This window comes from Bacillus cereus group sp. TH152-1LC (assembly GCF_027710505.1).
Lineage (GTDB): Bacteria > Bacillota > Bacilli > Bacillales > Bacillaceae_G > Bacillus_A > Bacillus_A mobilis.
In genome coordinates, this window is record NZ_JAQFNK010000013.1 from 113,221 (window position 1) to 129,695 (window position 16,475).

A 16,475-nucleotide genomic window follows, 5' to 3' on the forward strand; every position below is an offset into this window, starting at 1 on the left:
TTTAATAGAAATTTTATTAAAAGTCTTTTTTTAGAAAAATCTTAATATAAAATTATCCTTGTATTAAGATTCATTAAAAATCTAGGGGGAATATATTATGTTAAAAATTAATTCTAAATTAAAAAAGGTAATTCCAGCTACATTGGCATGTGCAACTTTAGCAACAGTTGCGGCACCATTCTCTTCTTATGCGGCGGTAGATAATAAAAATGTAGCAACAGTTACTAATCAAGAATTTGAGCAAGATGTGCAAGCAATTGCTAATGATTTACAATTCATTTTTGAAACTGCTTCTACAAAAGAAAATGGTAAATATGTGTTAAATGAAGGAATGATAGAAGATAAATACGGTAAAGAGAGTTTACCAGCTATTAAAGTTTTTGTTAAAATGATGAATGAAGAAGCTGTTTCAGTAGAAGAAATTAAAAACTTACAAAATCCTAGTGAAGTTGCTTTAGATGGCAATGCGGCGGTATATCGTTCTGCATATGTTGACTGTATTGTTAATAAAGTAATTCAGTTTACTGGAATTGGATTTTTAACAGGTGGTATCAAAGAATTGATTTCTAGATCTGCTTGGGATTTAGTGGCTAAAGAATTAGCTAAAATTGTAGGAAAAAATGCCCTTAAGGGTGGAATCGCAGGTATGGCGGCAAGTTTAGCATGGTTTGCAATTGCTTGTAAATAATTTAAATAGAAAGAGGTGTGGGTTATCACCATCATGAAATATTTGGTTTTATTCTTAATATTCTTAGGTTTGGAATATACATATTTTTCATTTATAAAAACAGATTTAGATGTTGGATTAATTGATATGTTTGCAGTATCTATTCTATTTATAATATTGATGATAGTATTTGATAATCTACCAAAAAAGCGAATAAAAGAGAGTTAATATGCTCTCTTTTGTTCGCTTTTTGTATGAAAGCTATCTACTTCAGATAGCTTTTTCTCTATTCCTGAACCGTCACAATAACCCCGTCCATATTATTCCCCGAAATTTCATACTGCTTATTCGCTGGAACATTCACTTTCCTGTTTCCAGACACTTTATAATAAGAAACCGTATATTTCTTACCTTCCACATCGGTTGTGATTTCTTTTTTCTCTTTTAAGAAGTCTAAGTATTCCTCCAATGTAATTTTCTCTTTTTGCATAATCGCACTATGAGGTAAGCCGACATAACGTATATGCCACGGCTCATATTGAATGCCTGTAATATGACTTTTATTTTTCGGATAACGTAAAACAAAGCCATGCTTCCATACGTTCTCTTCAATCCACTTTCCTTCAGGCGCTCTCTCCATTTTCTTTTGCGTAGATCCAACGTCGAGTGATAATCCTAAATTATGTTCACTGTATCCTGCTGGAAGCGCATAGTCAGATCCCATTTCTTTATACAATTTACTTTGCTCTTGAAAATCTCGATACCCGCTACTCATTAAGAAATGCTGTACTCCATCTTTTCCAGCTGCATCGACAACGTTCAAAAAACTTTCCACAACGCCCTTTGATAAGCGAAGATTTCTATCAAATATTACATAACCTCTTACTAATTCACTATTGTGATTTACATTTATAATATCAGACCTAATACTATCTTTTTTAACTGGGTAATCTTTATTAACTAATAACAGATCCCCCTTATAAATTTCTTCTTTTGTAACCTCTATGTTTTCCGTATTCGCAGCTCTTACCGTATTATCTTTGTCGGCAATTTTCACATCGATCTCTTTTTGAAATAATGGTGATATATAAAAACCTACGCAGATTGTGCATGCTATAAAAAAAGAAATAAATACCCACTTTTTCATTTCTAGTTCCTCCTTAACGTAACTTACGTATAGAATAGAAAAAACTATTAAAATAAAAAGTGGGGTAAAGTTTAAATTTTTATTAAACTACTTCGCTCTCTTCTTTTGGCAATCTCACTTCAAATATCGTTCTAATCACATTACTTTCAGCAGAAATCTTTCCATCATGCTGCTCAACAATATTTTTCGCAATAAATAGCCCAAGACCTGTACCACCTTGCTGCTCAGATCTTGCCTTATCACCTGTATAAAACATATCAAAAAGGTACGGTAAATCTTCTTCCGGAATGCTGTCTCCGTAATTAATAATTTGTACGACTACCTCTTCACCTTCAATGTACCCGTTCACATCAACAAACTTTCCATCATACCCGTAGCGAATCGCATTCGTTAAAAGATTTTCAAATACCCTCGCTAATAATTTCCCGTCACCGTTAATAGGTAACTGAGGCGCGATATTCAATCTCGCTTCTAATTCCTTCTTTTCTAATAACGGATATAATTCTTCATCTAACTGAATAAGCAATTCACCTATATCAATCGATCTTTTTTCCAGCTTCAGCATCCCATAATTCATTCTTGTGATTTCAAATAACTCATCAATTAAACTTTCCAGCCTTTCAGATTTCGTAAAAGCAATTGTGGAAAAGTGTTTAATTTGTTCTTTCGTCAAATTCTCATCTTTAAGAATTAAATCTAAGTAACCTAAAACAGACGTTAACGGCGTTCTCAAATCGTGAGCTAAGTTAACAATAAGCTGGTCTTTACTACTTTCCGCAAAGTCTCCTCGCTCCACTGCTTCCTTTAATTTTTCACTCGCTACATTAATTTCACGTGCGATATATCCAAACTCATCATTTGATGACACGCGCACTTCATTTGAAAAATTTCCGTTCGCCAAATGATGAATCCCGCTTGAAATCTCATCAAAATATTTTACATAAGGCCTAGTAAGGAAGAAGAAAAACATAATGGATAGAGGGATGAAAATAATTAAAAAGAAATTAACATCCCCAATTTGTCTTACCATAGAACGAAATTGAGCTAACGGATCCTCAAAACGAACGGCTAATTTGTAATAGATACGTAACCCTTCATAAATGATATACGTTACACCGCCAGCAAATATCATACTTAATGCAAATAGCATAACCATCTTCGAGCGAAAGCTTCTCATCTTTTTAGCCATTGAAAGTATAACCTACTCCCCACACTGTTTTCATTAACTTATTCTTTCTTTTATCTTCCCCAAGTTTTTTCCGCAACGTGCGAATATGTACCATAACTGTATTTCCGCCTTCAAAATAATCATCTGCCCATACTTGCTGAAAAATATTTTCTACATTGTACACTTTCTTCGGATGGCTCGCTAATAAATATAAAATATCAAATTCTTTCGGTGTTAATTCAACTTGTTCTCCGTACACATTTACTGTTCTTCGCTCAGGATCAATAACAACTCCGCCTACCTCTAAAGCAGATTTATTCTCCGCTACTTTCGGCTGATTTAACGTAAGAAATCGGCGTAATTGTGCATTTACACGCGCCACTAATTCAATCGGTGTAAAAGGCTTCGTCATATAATCGTCTGCACCTAATACAAGCCCTGTCACCTTATCAAAATCAGACGTTTTCGCACTTAAGAAAATGATTGGCATATGATGCTTCGCGCGAATTTGGCGCGTCACTTCATAACCATCCATTTTCGGCATCATAATATCTAAAACCACTAAGTCGATTGGCTGCGTTTCAATAACATGAATTGCCTCTTCTCCATCAGCTGCTTTCACGACGTGGTAACCTTCTTTTTCTAAATGTATCTCAATTAAATCCGCAATTTCTGCCTCATCATCCGCTATTAAAATTGAAATGCGCTTCATATTACTCCCCCTTGTATACGCTCGATTGTAAACTAGTCTATCCAATTTGTACAATACGAAAAGGTTACTCGCGTGAGTAACCTTAGTAAATGAAATGATATCGACGATTTTTCAAATATATCGAACACAACTTGAAATATATCAACGATTTTTTTAATATATCGACGTTTCGACAAGGAATATCGACTTACCGACAATTAACGACGAAATTCGCCCGCTATTTGAAAGACTCAACCTACCGCTCCAAAACAATTCGCTGCTTCGTAATTTCCGCCAGCCTTCCGCGGTCTACTTCATACTCAACGTCAACGCTTTGTGGTACAATCACTTTTCCGCCCTCAAGCATCACTTCCGGCGAAATAATATCCTTCTCCCAATGCCTACTAGAGGCAGATATATCACCTGGAATCGTAAAGTTTGGCAATGAAGCAAGCGCAACATTTTGTGCTCGTGATATCCCCATTTCTACCATACCGCCGCACCAAACGGGTATGTTGTGCTCCATACAATAATTATGGATTTGAATAGATTCTGTTAATCCACCCACTCGCCCTGGTTTAATATTAACGACGCGGCAACTGCCAAGCATAATCGCAACGCGCGCGTCTTCTAAACTATGGATGCTTTCGTCTAAACAAATTGGTGTTTCTATTTGCTTTTGCAACTGTGCATGGTCGAGAAAATCGTAATCGGCTAACGGCTGTTCAATCATCATCAATTGAAATTCATCCAGTCGTTTCAACTTCTCCGTATCCGCTAATGTATAGGCTGAGTTTGCATCAGCCATTAACGGGATGTGCGGGAACTCTTTACGAATCTCTTTCAATAATTCGAAATCATGCTCTGGCTTTATTTTCACTTTAAAACGCTCGTACCCTTCTTTTGCGTACTTCTCGATTTGTTTTAACATAACTGGAATTGTATTGATACCAACCACAACACCAACTTCAATTTCAGTCCTAGTTCCGCCAAGTAACGTCGCTAATGATTTCTGTTCACGTTTCGCATATAGATCCCAAACAGCTCCTTCAATTCCGGCCTTTGCCATTCGGTTTCTTTTTATATGCTGGAACAAACCTGGCACTTCATTCGGATGAGAAATTTCAGCTTTTAATAAATCAGGTAATAAAAAATCTTGTAGTACATGCAGCGCTGTCTTCACTGTTTCTTCCGTATACCACGGTTCAGAAAACGCAACGACCTCGCCGAATCCAATGTGTCCATCCTTATCTTCTAATTCAATAACAATGCTCTCACGCTTCTCATACGTTCCGTAGCTTGCAGCAAACGGGATTACGAGTGGCATTTCCGTTATATGAAGTGTCGCTTTTTTTATTTCCACTTACATCTCCTCCACTAATTGTCTTAGCTCTCGCCTTAACAATTTTTTCGAAGCATTTCGTGGTAATTCCTCTAAGAAACATGCTTTTTTCGGCACTTTATATTTCGCTAATTTCCCCTCGCAAAAATGAAGAATTTCCTCTTCTGTTACCTCTCCGTTTTTTACAACAAAAGCAGCGGGTACTTGTCCCCATTTATCGTCAATCATCCCGACAACACCTGCCTCCGCTACCATCGGATGAGAAAGTAACACTTCTTCAATTTGAGCCGGATATATATTCTCTCCGCCAGAAATAATTAAATCACTGCGGCGATCTAATACGTATAAAAATCCTTCTTCGTCTAAATAACCGAGGTCACCAGTATGAAGCCATCCGTTTTGAATGGTTTCGCGCGTCGCATCTTCACGGTTAAAATAACCGCCTGTTACGTTTGGTCCTTTTACTACGATCTCGCCTTCCGTAAACGGCGCTACTACTACGCCATCTTTTTCAATACGAAGTTGGCACTGAAATAGTGGTTTCCCGGCTGATCCTACTTTCGTTAACATGTAATCTGCTGATAACGTACAAATTTGCGACGACGTTTCTGTCATACCGTACGTTTGATACACAGGAATTCCTTTTTCTACACATGTTTCGAGTAACGGTTTCGGCGCTGGTCCTCCGCCAAGTAACATGCATCGTAAAGAAGATGGATATGTCTCTTCTCCAAGTCTTTCTAATAGATCTGTTAACATTTTAGAAACGACAGAAATAATCGTTACGCCTCTCGTTTGAAGTGCTTTATGAATAAAATCAGCATCATATTTCGGAACGAGTAAAATGCGCATACCGTACATAATATTTTTCATTAAAAGAGATAACCCGCCAACATGGAACATCGGCATACAAGCTAACCAGCAATCATCATCACGAAGCCCTAAATTAAACGAAGAGCCAACCGCGCTTGCCCAGTGATTGCCGTACGTTAAAATAACGCCTTTCGGTTTTCCTGTCGTCCCTGACGTATAAATAATTGTCATCGCTTCTTCTAAAGAGAATTCTTCTTGTATAGAGGCTTCCGCCTTCGGTCCATTCATCACTTCGGCGAATGAATATACAGGAACATCTTTAGTCTCAAAATCTTGATCTGTCACTAAGCATACAACTTCAGCATCATCCATTTGCCAAAGTAGCTCTTCTCTTGAAAGACGCGTATTTAAAAGTACAGCTACTGCACCTACGTAAGATAGGGCGTGAATAACTGTAATCATCTCCATACCATTTTTCATCAGAACAGCCACCTTTTGCCCACGCTTCACTCCTACATGCGTGAGGTGTTCACAAACAGATACTACTTTTTCATGCAGCTGCATAAAAGTAACCTTTTCATCCTCTATTTCAATTGCAGTGCGGTCTGGTGTTAAAAATGCACGTTGCTTTAACCAATTTGGCATCGTCTCCATCATCCATTCTCCTTTCATGAAAGAAAGAGACTTGATATGACATCAAGTCTCTTAGTTGTTTTGTTTCCGGTTTGATCTCATCTAGCTACAGCAGCTAGAATGCTCGGTGGCTTCGCTTCTTCCTATGAGGCAAAAAGCGCCTCTACGTCAGAAGCTCCATCCCCCTGACATTCTGAACGAGCTGCTTCCACTTTTGGTTTCATCTAGTTGCGCCTCCTAGCCCCTTCCGTCTAAGAACCTTCCGCACGAGAAAGTAAAAAACACTTTCTGTGCGAAAGAACCTTAGCCTACGAGGCTAAGCAGTCGGCTCCGCTTTTAAAACATCCAGCTACAGCGGCTAGAACAGTCGGTCGTTTCACGCCTTCCTACGAGGCAAAAAGCGCCTCTACGTCAGGAGTTCCAACGCCCTCTTGTTCTAAGCAAGCCGCTTCCGCTTTTGGTTTGATCACGGGAAACGAGGGAATTGACCGAAGTCCGGACTGCGTTTTTCTTTGAACGCGTCACGACCTTCTTTTGCTTCGTCAGTTGTGTAGTACAATAACGTTGCATCTCCAGCTAGTTGTTGAATACCAGCTAGACCGTCTGTGTCTGCGTTGAATGCAGCTTTTAGGAAACGAAGTGCCATTGGGCTGTTTGCTAAGATTTCTTGTGCCCATTGTACTGTTTCTGCTTCAAGCTCTTCTAATGGTACTACTGTGTTTACTAAGCCCATATCAAGCGCTTCCTGTGCACTGTATTGACGGCATAGGTACCAAATTTCGCGAGCTTTCTTGTGGCCTACCATACGAGCTAAGTAACCAGCTCCGTATCCACCGTCAAAGCTTCCTACTTTAGGACCTGTTTGTCCGAATACAGCGTTGTCTGCAGCGATTGTTAAGTCACATACGATATGAAGTACGTGTCCACCACCGATTGCATAACCTGCTACCATTGCGATAACTGGTTTAGGAATTGCGCGAATTAGACGTTGTAAGTCTAATACGTTTAAACGAGGGATTTGGTCGTCACCTACATATCCACCATGACCGCGAACTTTTTGGTCGCCGCCAGAACAGAATGCACGTCCACCTTCACCTGTTAAAATGATAACGCCAACATTTGCATCATCACGAGCGTGTGCAAAAGCGTTGATTAACTCCATTACCGTTTTAGGACGGAATGCGTTATGTACTTCAGGACGGTTAATCGAAATCTTTGCGATACCATTGTATGTTGAATAAATAATATCTTCGTAATTGCCTTCTTTTACCCATTCAATAGCCATTACAACTACCTCCTTGTATATTTCTGATCTCCTCTATAAGTGTAGCTTCCTTCTTAGATGAAAAAGCATCACTGCATAGTTTTTAGAAATCCCTTTACTATTGTATCAAACTTTTCCGGTTGTTCCACATGAATTGCATGGCCAGCACCATCAATTTTGACAAATTTCGCGTCAGAGACGCATTTTTCGATGTTTTTTAATATGCGAAAGAATTTTTCATCATGCTCCCCGTTCATTAAAAGAACAGGCATTTTTAAGTTTTGCAGATCGTTCCACCATGAAGGCTGAGCCCCTGTTCCCATGCCGCGCAAGCTGTTTGCAAGTCCTTTTGGATTGTTAGCAAGTCGTTCTTTTCGCACTGCTTCTTGTACGGTTTGTGCTAAACGTTTTTGCGTTTCAAACAGCGGAATACTTTCCCACATCATTACAAAACTATTGATGCCTTCTCGCTCAATTTTATTGGCAAGTCGCTCATCTTTTTCGCAGCGTTCTTTTCTCGCCTCTTCACTTTCAAGCCCAGCTGTACAATTTTCTAATAAAAGAGAATGTACATACTCTGGATAGAGACATGCCATCGTAATCGCCAGTCTACCGCCCATTGAATAGCCAAGTATGTGCGCTTTTTCAATATGAAGGTAATCTAGTAGTTCTTTCATTTGCAATGCTACATTTCGAATATCATAATGCATTACATCTTCAGGACTTTCCGTTTTTCCGTGCCCAACAATGTCTACTAAAATGACTTGAAATTGCTCGCCCCAAGAAGGAACGAAAGAACGCCACGTTTCCATGCTTCCCGTAAAACCATGAAGAAGTAGAAGTGGTTCCCCGCTTCCAACTACTTCATATTCATACGATACACCTTGCAGCGTTACGTTCATTTTGATTCACCTTGCAACGATGTAGTAATTACGTCCTGCGTTTTTGCCCATAATTTGCGGTGCAATGTTAAGTTTTCATCACGGTTCGTACAAATTTCTACAACGTGTAAACCTGCCGCCGTAGTTCCTTTTTGTACCTCTTCTCGGAATTTCTCCCAACCATTTACACGGCTAAATGAACCGCCATACATTTTGACAACATGCTCGTAATCAAGCCCAATTGGCGTTCCAAATAATGATTCGAAATGTTCCTTTTTCTCATATTGTGGTAAGAATGAGAAAATACCGCCACCGTCATTATTTACAACGACAATCGTTATGTTTAATTCATGTAATTTTGCGGCTAACAGTCCATTTAAATCGTGATAAAATGATAAATCACCGATCACTAATACGAGCGGATCGCAAATAATGCTCGCTCCTAAAGCTGTCGAAATGATTCCGTCAATCCCGTTCACGCCACGGTTTGCCATCACTTGAATATTTTTGTCCGATGTGAAGAAGAATGAATCTGTATCACGAATTGGCATACTATTACTCGCAAATAACGTTGCCCCTTCTGGTAATACACGGACGATATCCGTAATAACTTTCCCTTCAAATGCAGTATCATATGTTTCCATTTCACGAAGCGTTTCCTTCGTTTTTTCGTTTATATGTTGCCACATTAGGGACCAATCATTCTTTTTCATAACTGGCATTTTTTCTATTAGTGCCTTGCAAAATGCAATATCACTCGCTTGAACCACTTCTGTCGCAACGAGAGCTGGATCTCTCCATTGTCCAGATTCCTCAACAACGATATGAACGGCTTTCGTCTGTTTTTTAATGAACTGCGTTAATGCTTTCGAAACAGGCATACCACCAAAGCGAATCATAACTTCTGGCTTCCACGTTTCTTTTAACAATTCATTTCGTAAAAATGTATCGTAACAGTCGATTACCATCCTTTTATCGTGGTGTCCGCTACGAATGTTAGAAAGTGGATCTGCTAATATTGGATATCCCGTTTTTTCAGCTAGTTGCGTTGCAAACGCTGCGATTTCTGGATGGCTATCATCTCCACAAATAATAAGCCCCTTTTCCATATGTGAAAGGCGCCCTACAAGAGAATCTACATATTCACTCGGCATCATCACGTTCCCTTGCTGAACTACTCCTGTATATTCCCCGCGTCCTTTATCCCATAAACTTTCTAATGAAAAGTCCGGGATAAGCGGTTCGCGAACTGGGAAATTAAGATGGACAGGTCCTTGCGGCGCTAGAAGTGCGCTTGCTATCGTGCGCTGCGTCGTCATGCGAGCGTAATGATACATCGCTTCACTCGCTTCTGGAAGTGCCATCTCTGTAAATTGCTTCACAAAAGTACCGTATAAATTAATTTGATTCATCGCTTGTGGTGCACCAACATCTCTTAATTCATGCGGTCTATCTGCCGTTAAGACGATAAGTGGCACTCGTGAATGGAAAGCTTCACATACAGCTGGATAATAGTTCGCTGCAGCCGTTCCTGACGTACATAATAATGCAACAGGACGTTTTTTCGCTTTTGCAATACCGAGCGCAAAAAATCCTGCTGATCTTTCATCTACATGTAAATATGTGTTCATTCCTTCATGTTGTTCCATTAGCAAAGCAATCGGCGTTGACCGTGAGCCTGGACTAATGACAACATCACATACATTTAGACGCGTCAGTTCATCCACGAACGCGCCTAAATAATATGATAATGCTTCTATATGATTGTTCATTTCATTAATTCCTCCAAAGCACCGAGCATCGGTCTAAACTTCAAACTTGTTTCTTCATATTCAAGTTGCGGTACTGAATCAATTACAATCCCACAACCGGCAAATAAGGATGCTTTCTCGCCATTTAATAATCCGCAGCGAAGCGCAACCGCAAACTCACCATTTCCTTTATCATCTATCCAGCCAATCGGCGCGCCATATAATCCTCTGTCTAACAATTCAACATCACGAATCAGTTTCATTGCTTCCAAACGAGGTGTCCCGCCAAGAGCTGGTGTTGGATGTAATTCTTCTACCATTGTTAAAAGACTCGCAGCGCCTTCTGCCTCTACAGGTGTATATAAATGAATTAAGTTTTTCGTTGTTAATAAGCCCGGACTTTCCGGAATATTAACAGATTCACAGTGCTCATTTAATACCGACCTGATCATGTTCACAACATAACCGTGTTCAGCTAAATTCTTTTCATCATGAAGAAGCGCATTACTATTTCGTTTACTTTCTTCTATAGATTGACCATGACCAGTTGAACCAGCAAGACACATCGAAGTAAACTTCTCATCTTCTTTGCGAATTAATCTCTCTGGCGTCGCTCCTAAGAAGCATGCTCCTTTATAATCAAAAGAAAATACGTAACAATCCGGTTGCCCTATGCGAAGTGCTTCTAAAACGAGAGCAGAATCAATATGATGATTCATTTCTACTTTTAGCTCCCTCGCTAATACAACCTTCTGCACGTTCCCCTGCTTCATTTCATCTTGCACTTTTTCAATAGCCTTCATCCAGCCTTTCGGATCCACTTCTACTTTAGAAGTAACTGTTAATTTCGATCCTTCTAGTGCACATTTACTCTCTCGTAAAATGTTCTCTTCTAAAGAAACAATTTCGTTATAAAGAGTTTCTGCACAATCTGTTGCTGAAACGAATGTATTCATTGTTAACCATGCTTTTTCATTTTTTACAGTTAATAAAAATGCTGGTAGTGAAAATGTCGTATCATCAAATTCTTTCCATAAGTCCGTTTTCTCTTTTTCTTGATCAAATGAAAATCCACCAAATAAAAGAGGACCTGTTCCAAATTCGTATTTTTCTCTTTGTACAAATGCTTTCTCTTTTACTTTATCCCACTCGTCACGAGTAGTTTGAAAGCGTTTTTGAGAAGCAGTTGCTATAGTGAAAACAGAGCCAATTCCAGCAAATATTACATGCTGAGCTGGGTCTGCAAAATAACATCTATTTTCGAATGCAATTCTTTTACCTGCTGCATAAAACAGAAGCGGATCCATCCAGTCTATTTGTTTTACGAAGCTCACCAATATTTTTTCATCAGTTGCACGCTTAATAGCTGTAGCAAGAACTTCTTGCAAGCCTACTTGTTTCGTTTGAATCACAATTGTCTCCCCCCTATGGGCGAAAAATAGTCATAATTACGCTTGATTTTAAGATACACCTCAAACGAAAGGCCTGTCAACGTTTAGCAATTCTGAGAAATTCACCTTCTCTTCCTAGAAAATAAACGTTGACACTAAATGATGCTTTTTCTACACTTAGTTGTGTACAATATGTGACCAAAGGAGGATTCAACATGGAAATGAACGTCGAAACGAATTCCTCTCCTACGGCGCCAAAGCCAAGTAAGCAAACAGGCTGGCGCATTTGGTGGAGTTTACTACGTCCCCATACATTAACAGCAGCTTTCGTTCCTGTTTTCATCGGAACAGCATATGCAATGCAGGTCGGAGGCATAAATCAAATACATCTCCCTCTTTTCCTTATGATGCTTCTTGCTTGTCTTCTCATTCAAGCAGCAACAAACATGTTTAATGAATACTTTGATTATAAAAGAGGACTTGATCACGAAGGGTCAGTTGGTATCGGCGGCGCTATCGTTCGCGATGGCATTCAGCCAAAAACGGTGCTTAACTTAGCATTTGGATTTTTCGGCATCGCAATACTATTAGGTGTTTATATTTGTATGAATTCTAGCTGGTGGCTTGCGGCAATCGGTCTTGTTTGTATGGCTGTTGCTTACCTTTATACAGGTGGCCCACTTCCAATTGCATATACACCATTTGGAGAGTTAACAGCCGGACTATTTATGGGTGTCATTATTATCGGGATTTCATTCTTTATTCAAACCGGGACTGTAACATCAGAAGTCATTTTACTATCTATTCCAAGCTCCATTTTAATTGGTGCCATATTATTAGCTAATAACATTCGTGACTTAGATGGCGATAAAGAAAATGGCCGTAAAACGTTAGCAATTCTCGTTGGACGTGAAAGAGCCGTTGGTGTACTTGCTTCTATGTTCATCGTTTCCTACATTTGGACAATTGCTTTAATTATCGTGGGCATCGTATCACCATGGATGCTTATCGTATTTTTAAGTGCACCGAAAGCATTTAAAGCGACGAAAGGCTTTATCGGCAAAAGCATTCCAATGGAAATGGTACCTGCAATGATTGCCACAGCAAAAACAAATACAATCTTCGGTCTCCTCATGGGAATCGGATTATTGCTTGGATATTTTCTATAGAAAGGAGCTGCTGACGCGGCTCCTTTTTCATATACCAATTTCAGCTCATAATTCCCACCCTCAACGTTCATACTATGTAAAGAAACTGAATTGTAGGAAGGTGGACGACTATGTTAACTCCACAACAAATAAATCAATTTAAATCCGTTTTAGAAAAACAAAAACAAGAACTAGAGCAAACGATACAAACACATGAAAATGAAGATCGTGCATCTGAACGTGATTCTGTTGGAGAATTATCTAGCTACGATAACCATCCAGCTGATATGGCAACAGAGCTATATGAACGTGAAAAAGACTTCGGACTTATTGAACTTTGGCATAAACAGCTAGAAGATACGAAACATGCCCTACAAAAAATAGAAGCGAGTACGTACGGCATTTGCGAAGTGTCTGGCGAAGAAATTCCATTTGAAAGATTAGAAGCAATGCCGACCGCTACAACATGCATACAGCACACGAAAAGTAAGTTAAATATGAATACACGACCAGTTGAGGAAGAAGTGTTGTCTCCTTCTTTCCACAAACACGATGAAGATCATTCTGTTGAATACGATGCGGAAGACGCATGGCAAGATGTTGCCAATTACGGAACGTCTGAAACGCCGTCTGATTTAGAAAGACAAGATTCCAAAAACTATAATGGCATGTACGTAAATAGCGAGGAAAATGTAGGCTATGTAGAGGATTTCGAAAACTTTATCGGTACAGATATGTATGGAAAAAATCCGCAAGTTTTCGCTACAGAAGAGCATGAAGAATATGAACAAATGCTTGATGACTTTGAAGAGCGTACGTTTAAGGGTGAATTATCCTCAAATGAATCGAGTTCCAAAGAATAAAGTGAAACTTTAATCAGTGGGGGTTTTCTTCATCCCCCACTGATTATTAGCCCTCACCAATCGGACTTTTATGGGCAGTTGATCACCCACCTAACTTCTTTGCTTTCACTGAATTTTGAGGTGGGGGTCTTACTGCCCATTAAAGCGGGATAAAAAAAAGCATTCCGAAAATCGGAATGCTTTTTATCGCTAGCTAATTAGTTTTTTGTAACGTTAGCTGCTTGTGGTCCGCGGTTTCCTTCAACGATTTCGAAAGAAACTTCTTGACCTTCTTCTAAAGTTTTGAAGCCTTCGCCTTGGATAGCTGAGAAATGTACGAATACGTCTTCTCCGCCTTCAACTTCGATGAAGCCAAAACCTTTTTCGCCGTTAAACCATTTAACTTTACCTGTTTGCATGTCATGTACCTCCTAAATAAAAATGAAACTATGAATCCACATGAAAAGGTGGATATAAAGGACATGAATGTATAACAAGCTTACAGCCTTTAATACAACGTGCTTTATTTCCGTACCACATTATGTAGCTCAATAGTGCTTTCACTATATCATGCTATATCGAAAACGTCAAATGAGAACACTTTCAACCCATCTTTTTTTATAATCCTAGTATAACCTTACATTTTCATTCTATTTTTATTCAAAAATTAACAAATCTACAGTATTCTAATTTCTTTGATTTCGGTACAATATAATTACTACATATGATGAGGCGAAAAAATGCAAGCACATGAAATCGAGTATAAATTATATGGCGATGATATGCAGTTTGTTGAAATTGAATTAGATCCAGAAGAAAGCGTTATCGCAGAGGCTGGCGCAATGATGATGATGGAAGATCATATCGAAATGGAAACCATTTTCGGTGATGGTTCTGGCCCATCTAGTGGTCTATTCGGTAAATTAATGGGCGCTGGTAAACGTCTTGTTACAGGTGAAAGTATGTTTATGACTGTCTTTACAAATACAGGTCACGGCAAGCGCCACGTATCTTTTGCTGCTCCTTATCCTGGTAAGATTGTTCCTGTAGATTTAACAGAATATCAAGGAAAAGTAGTTTGCCAAAAAGATGCGTTTCTTTGTGCAGCAAAAGGCGTTTCTATCGGAATCGAGTTTACGAAAAAAATCGGAACTGGTTTCTTCGGTGGGGAAGGTTTCATCATGCAAAAACTTGAAGGTGATGGACTTGCTTTCATGCATGCAGGCGGAACTGTATACAAGCGTGAATTAAAACCTGGCGAAAGACTTCGCATCGATACAGGTTGTCTCGTTGCCATGACAAAAGATGTTAACTACGATATTCAATTCATTGGAAAAGTAAAAACAGCCCTATTTGGCGGCGAAGGTTTATTCTTCGCAACGTTAGAAGGTCCTGGAACGGTTTGGATTCAGTCCTTAACACTTAGCCGTTTAGCAGCACGTCTTACAGGCCCAGCAGCTCAAAACAGCGGTGAAGGCAGCGTTTTAGGCGGACTTGGTCGTCTTTTAGATGGGAAAGAGTAAAGTGAAACTTTAATCAGTGGGGGTCTTACTGCCCATTAAAGCGGGATAAAACAAAAAAGAGATAGTCTCCTTCATAAGGAACTATCTTTTTTTGACTGTATAAACCACTTTGAATGCCATAGCCTCATTTGGCCGCGCTTCTTCTTCATATTTATAAAGGTTCAAGCTTAATTTTCAAACTCCCTCCAAAGAATGAATCAAGTCCCTCACTGCATATATTGAACTATACCTTTTCTTAAGGAGGGCTTCCTTAATGCGTACTCCTTTATCCTTCGATAAAGATACTGCCATATTGTTAGCTTCTTGTTGTGAGTTAACGTATGAACAATATAAACAAAATGGGATTTTCGAAATACCAGATGGTTTTCAATATGTACAAGGCTTTCAAGGAAAAACCATTCAAACGACAGAATGGTTCGGATTCATACTAGAGTCTGAGGATACGATTATTGTAGCTTTTCGCGGGACACAAACAGATACAGACTGGATTATCGATTCACTCGTTAACCAAAAACCATATCCATATGCTTTAAACAGCGGAAATGTCCATAACGGCTTTCTTTCCATTTATGAATCTTGCCGAGATTCTATTATGGATATGCTCGTATCACTACCAGCCCATAAAAAACTTCTTGCAACCGGTCATAGCTTAGGTGGTGCACTCGCTACACTACATATACTCGATGCGCGTATCAACACCGCATTTGCACAGTACGGTCTTTATACATTTGCCTCTCCCAAAGTGGGCGATATTGCATTTCGGAATTATTATAAACTACAAGTGGCTAGTAGCTTTCGCTTCGTTAATTTATTTGATGTCGTTCCCCTTCTCCCTCCGCGCAATGTCCATTTTAATGACCAAGACTGGGAATATGCACACGTTCATCACAACATGACATTTACAAAAAACACAAAATCTATTACAAATAATCATGCCATGACAACATACAAAACATGTCTGACTTCTCATTTTTAACCAGTAAACAATTGGAAATTAAATATCCTTATACTATAATAATATATGAAGTTATTTTTGGATGAGGGGACCTTACATGCTAAAATTTATCTTTGCACTTTTTCTCATTGTAATTTTTACGTTTACAGGTTTCTTTACATTTTCATACTTTGCGACAGGAGAATATGGTGGAGAAGGTATAATCTATACCGCTATTCCATTTCTTTCTTAGGCAAAAAAGGAAAACCGAGCTTAATGA

16 protein-coding genes are annotated in these 16,475 nt (G+C 39.0%); 6 read left to right on the top strand and 10 right to left on the bottom strand.

The features are described 5' to 3' along the window. Positions 1-97 precede the first annotated feature (97 nt). Positions 98-688 carry a hypothetical protein gene (locus PDL00_RS23790; RefSeq protein ID WP_270731482.1) on the top strand — a complete coding sequence of 197 codons (591 nt, stop codon included), beginning with the start codon at positions 98-100 and terminating at the stop codon, positions 686-688. A gap of 265 nt (positions 689-953) precedes the next feature. Here the strand turns inward: PDL00_RS23790 and PDL00_RS23795 are convergent, their stop codons facing one another. The 9 genes from PDL00_RS23795 to PDL00_RS23835 all read right to left on the bottom strand — a co-directional run bounded on the left by PDL00_RS23795 (position 954) and on the right by PDL00_RS23835 (position 11,769). Next, entirely contained in the window at positions 954-1,814 is an 861-nt protein-coding gene (locus tag PDL00_RS23795; protein ID WP_061677606.1) for a M15 family metallopeptidase, read from the bottom strand. Between the two features lie 82 nt (positions 1,815-1,896). After that, positions 1,897-3,003 carry a HAMP domain-containing sensor histidine kinase gene (locus PDL00_RS23800; protein ID WP_270731485.1) on the bottom strand — a complete coding sequence of 369 codons (1,107 nt, stop codon included), beginning with the start codon at positions 3,001-3,003 and terminating at the stop codon, positions 1,897-1,899. Further along, complete coding sequence (locus PDL00_RS23805) at positions 2,996-3,694, bottom strand: response regulator transcription factor (RefSeq protein WP_270731488.1); 699 nt, start codon at positions 3,692-3,694, stop codon at positions 2,996-2,998. Before PDL00_RS23805 ends, PDL00_RS23800 begins: the two co-directional genes overlap by 8 nt. A 235-nt stretch (positions 3,695-3,929) precedes the next feature. After that, positions 3,930-5,036 (bottom strand): o-succinylbenzoate synthase, encoded by a 1,107-nt coding sequence (menC, locus tag PDL00_RS23810; protein WP_270731490.1) that lies wholly within the window; start codon positions 5,034-5,036, stop codon positions 3,930-3,932. Continuing rightward, positions 5,037-6,482 (bottom strand): o-succinylbenzoate--CoA ligase, encoded by a 1,446-nt coding sequence (locus tag PDL00_RS23815; protein WP_270731492.1) that lies wholly within the window; start codon positions 6,480-6,482, stop codon positions 5,037-5,039. It abuts the gene before it with no gap. Positions 6,483-6,927: 445 nt separating this feature from the next. Continuing rightward, positions 6,928-7,746, bottom strand: coding sequence for a 1,4-dihydroxy-2-naphthoyl-CoA synthase (gene menB, locus PDL00_RS23820; protein ID WP_000963888.1), 819 nt, complete (start codon positions 7,744-7,746; stop codon positions 6,928-6,930). Positions 7,747-7,814: 68 nt separating this feature from the next. Beyond that, positions 7,815-8,627, bottom strand: coding sequence for a 2-succinyl-6-hydroxy-2,4-cyclohexadiene-1-carboxylate synthase (gene menH / locus PDL00_RS23825; protein WP_270731494.1), 813 nt, complete (start codon positions 8,625-8,627; stop codon positions 7,815-7,817). Beyond that, positions 8,624-10,378, bottom strand: a complete 1,755-nt coding sequence (gene menD, locus PDL00_RS23830; protein ID WP_270731496.1) for a 2-succinyl-5-enolpyruvyl-6-hydroxy-3-cyclohexene-1-carboxylic-acid synthase — start codon at positions 10,376-10,378, stop codon at positions 8,624-8,626. The genes menH and menD overlap by 4 nt, the downstream gene beginning before the upstream one ends. Beyond that, positions 10,375-11,769: an isochorismate synthase gene (locus PDL00_RS23835; protein WP_270731497.1), complete on the bottom strand. Its 1,395-nt coding sequence runs from the start codon at positions 11,767-11,769 to the stop codon at positions 10,375-10,377. Before PDL00_RS23835 ends, menD begins: the two co-directional genes overlap by 4 nt. Before the next feature lie 194 nt (positions 11,770-11,963). On the opposite strand from PDL00_RS23835, the gene PDL00_RS23840 reads away from it, so the two are divergent. Both PDL00_RS23840 and PDL00_RS23845 read left to right on the top strand, forming a co-directional pair. Next, entirely contained in the window at positions 11,964-12,917 is a 954-nt protein-coding gene (locus PDL00_RS23840; protein WP_000425753.1) for a 1,4-dihydroxy-2-naphthoate polyprenyltransferase, read from the top strand. 110 nt (positions 12,918-13,027) lie between these two features. Continuing rightward, positions 13,028-13,759 carry a yteA family sporulation protein gene (locus tag PDL00_RS23845; protein ID WP_270731500.1) on the top strand — a complete coding sequence of 244 codons (732 nt, stop codon included), beginning with the start codon at positions 13,028-13,030 and terminating at the stop codon, positions 13,757-13,759. Between the two features lie 197 nt (positions 13,760-13,956). Here the strand turns inward: PDL00_RS23845 and cspD are convergent, their stop codons facing one another. Further along, the gene (gene cspD / locus PDL00_RS23850) at positions 13,957-14,157 is read right to left on the bottom strand and encodes a cold-shock protein CspD (protein ID WP_001193053.1); all 201 of its coding nucleotides are present in this window, start codon (positions 14,155-14,157) and stop codon (positions 13,957-13,959) included. A 321-nt stretch (positions 14,158-14,478) separates the two neighbouring features. Between cspD and PDL00_RS23855 the strand changes: the two genes are divergently transcribed. The 3 genes from PDL00_RS23855 to PDL00_RS23865 all read left to right on the top strand — a co-directional run bounded on the left by PDL00_RS23855 (position 14,479) and on the right by PDL00_RS23865 (position 16,448). Next, positions 14,479-15,261 (top strand): TIGR00266 family protein, encoded by a 783-nt coding sequence (locus PDL00_RS23855; protein WP_270731502.1) that lies wholly within the window; start codon positions 14,479-14,481, stop codon positions 15,259-15,261. A 253-nt stretch (positions 15,262-15,514) separates the two neighbouring features. Beyond that, a complete protein-coding gene (locus PDL00_RS23860) occupies positions 15,515-16,237 on the top strand; it encodes a lipase family protein (RefSeq protein ID WP_001260119.1) in 723 nt (240 codons plus the stop codon). A gap of 76 nt (positions 16,238-16,313) precedes the next feature. Next, the gene (locus PDL00_RS23865) at positions 16,314-16,448 is read left to right on the top strand and encodes a hypothetical protein (protein WP_270731505.1); all 135 of its coding nucleotides are present in this window, start codon (positions 16,314-16,316) and stop codon (positions 16,446-16,448) included. The last annotated feature ends 27 nt before the right edge of the window (positions 16,449-16,475 follow it).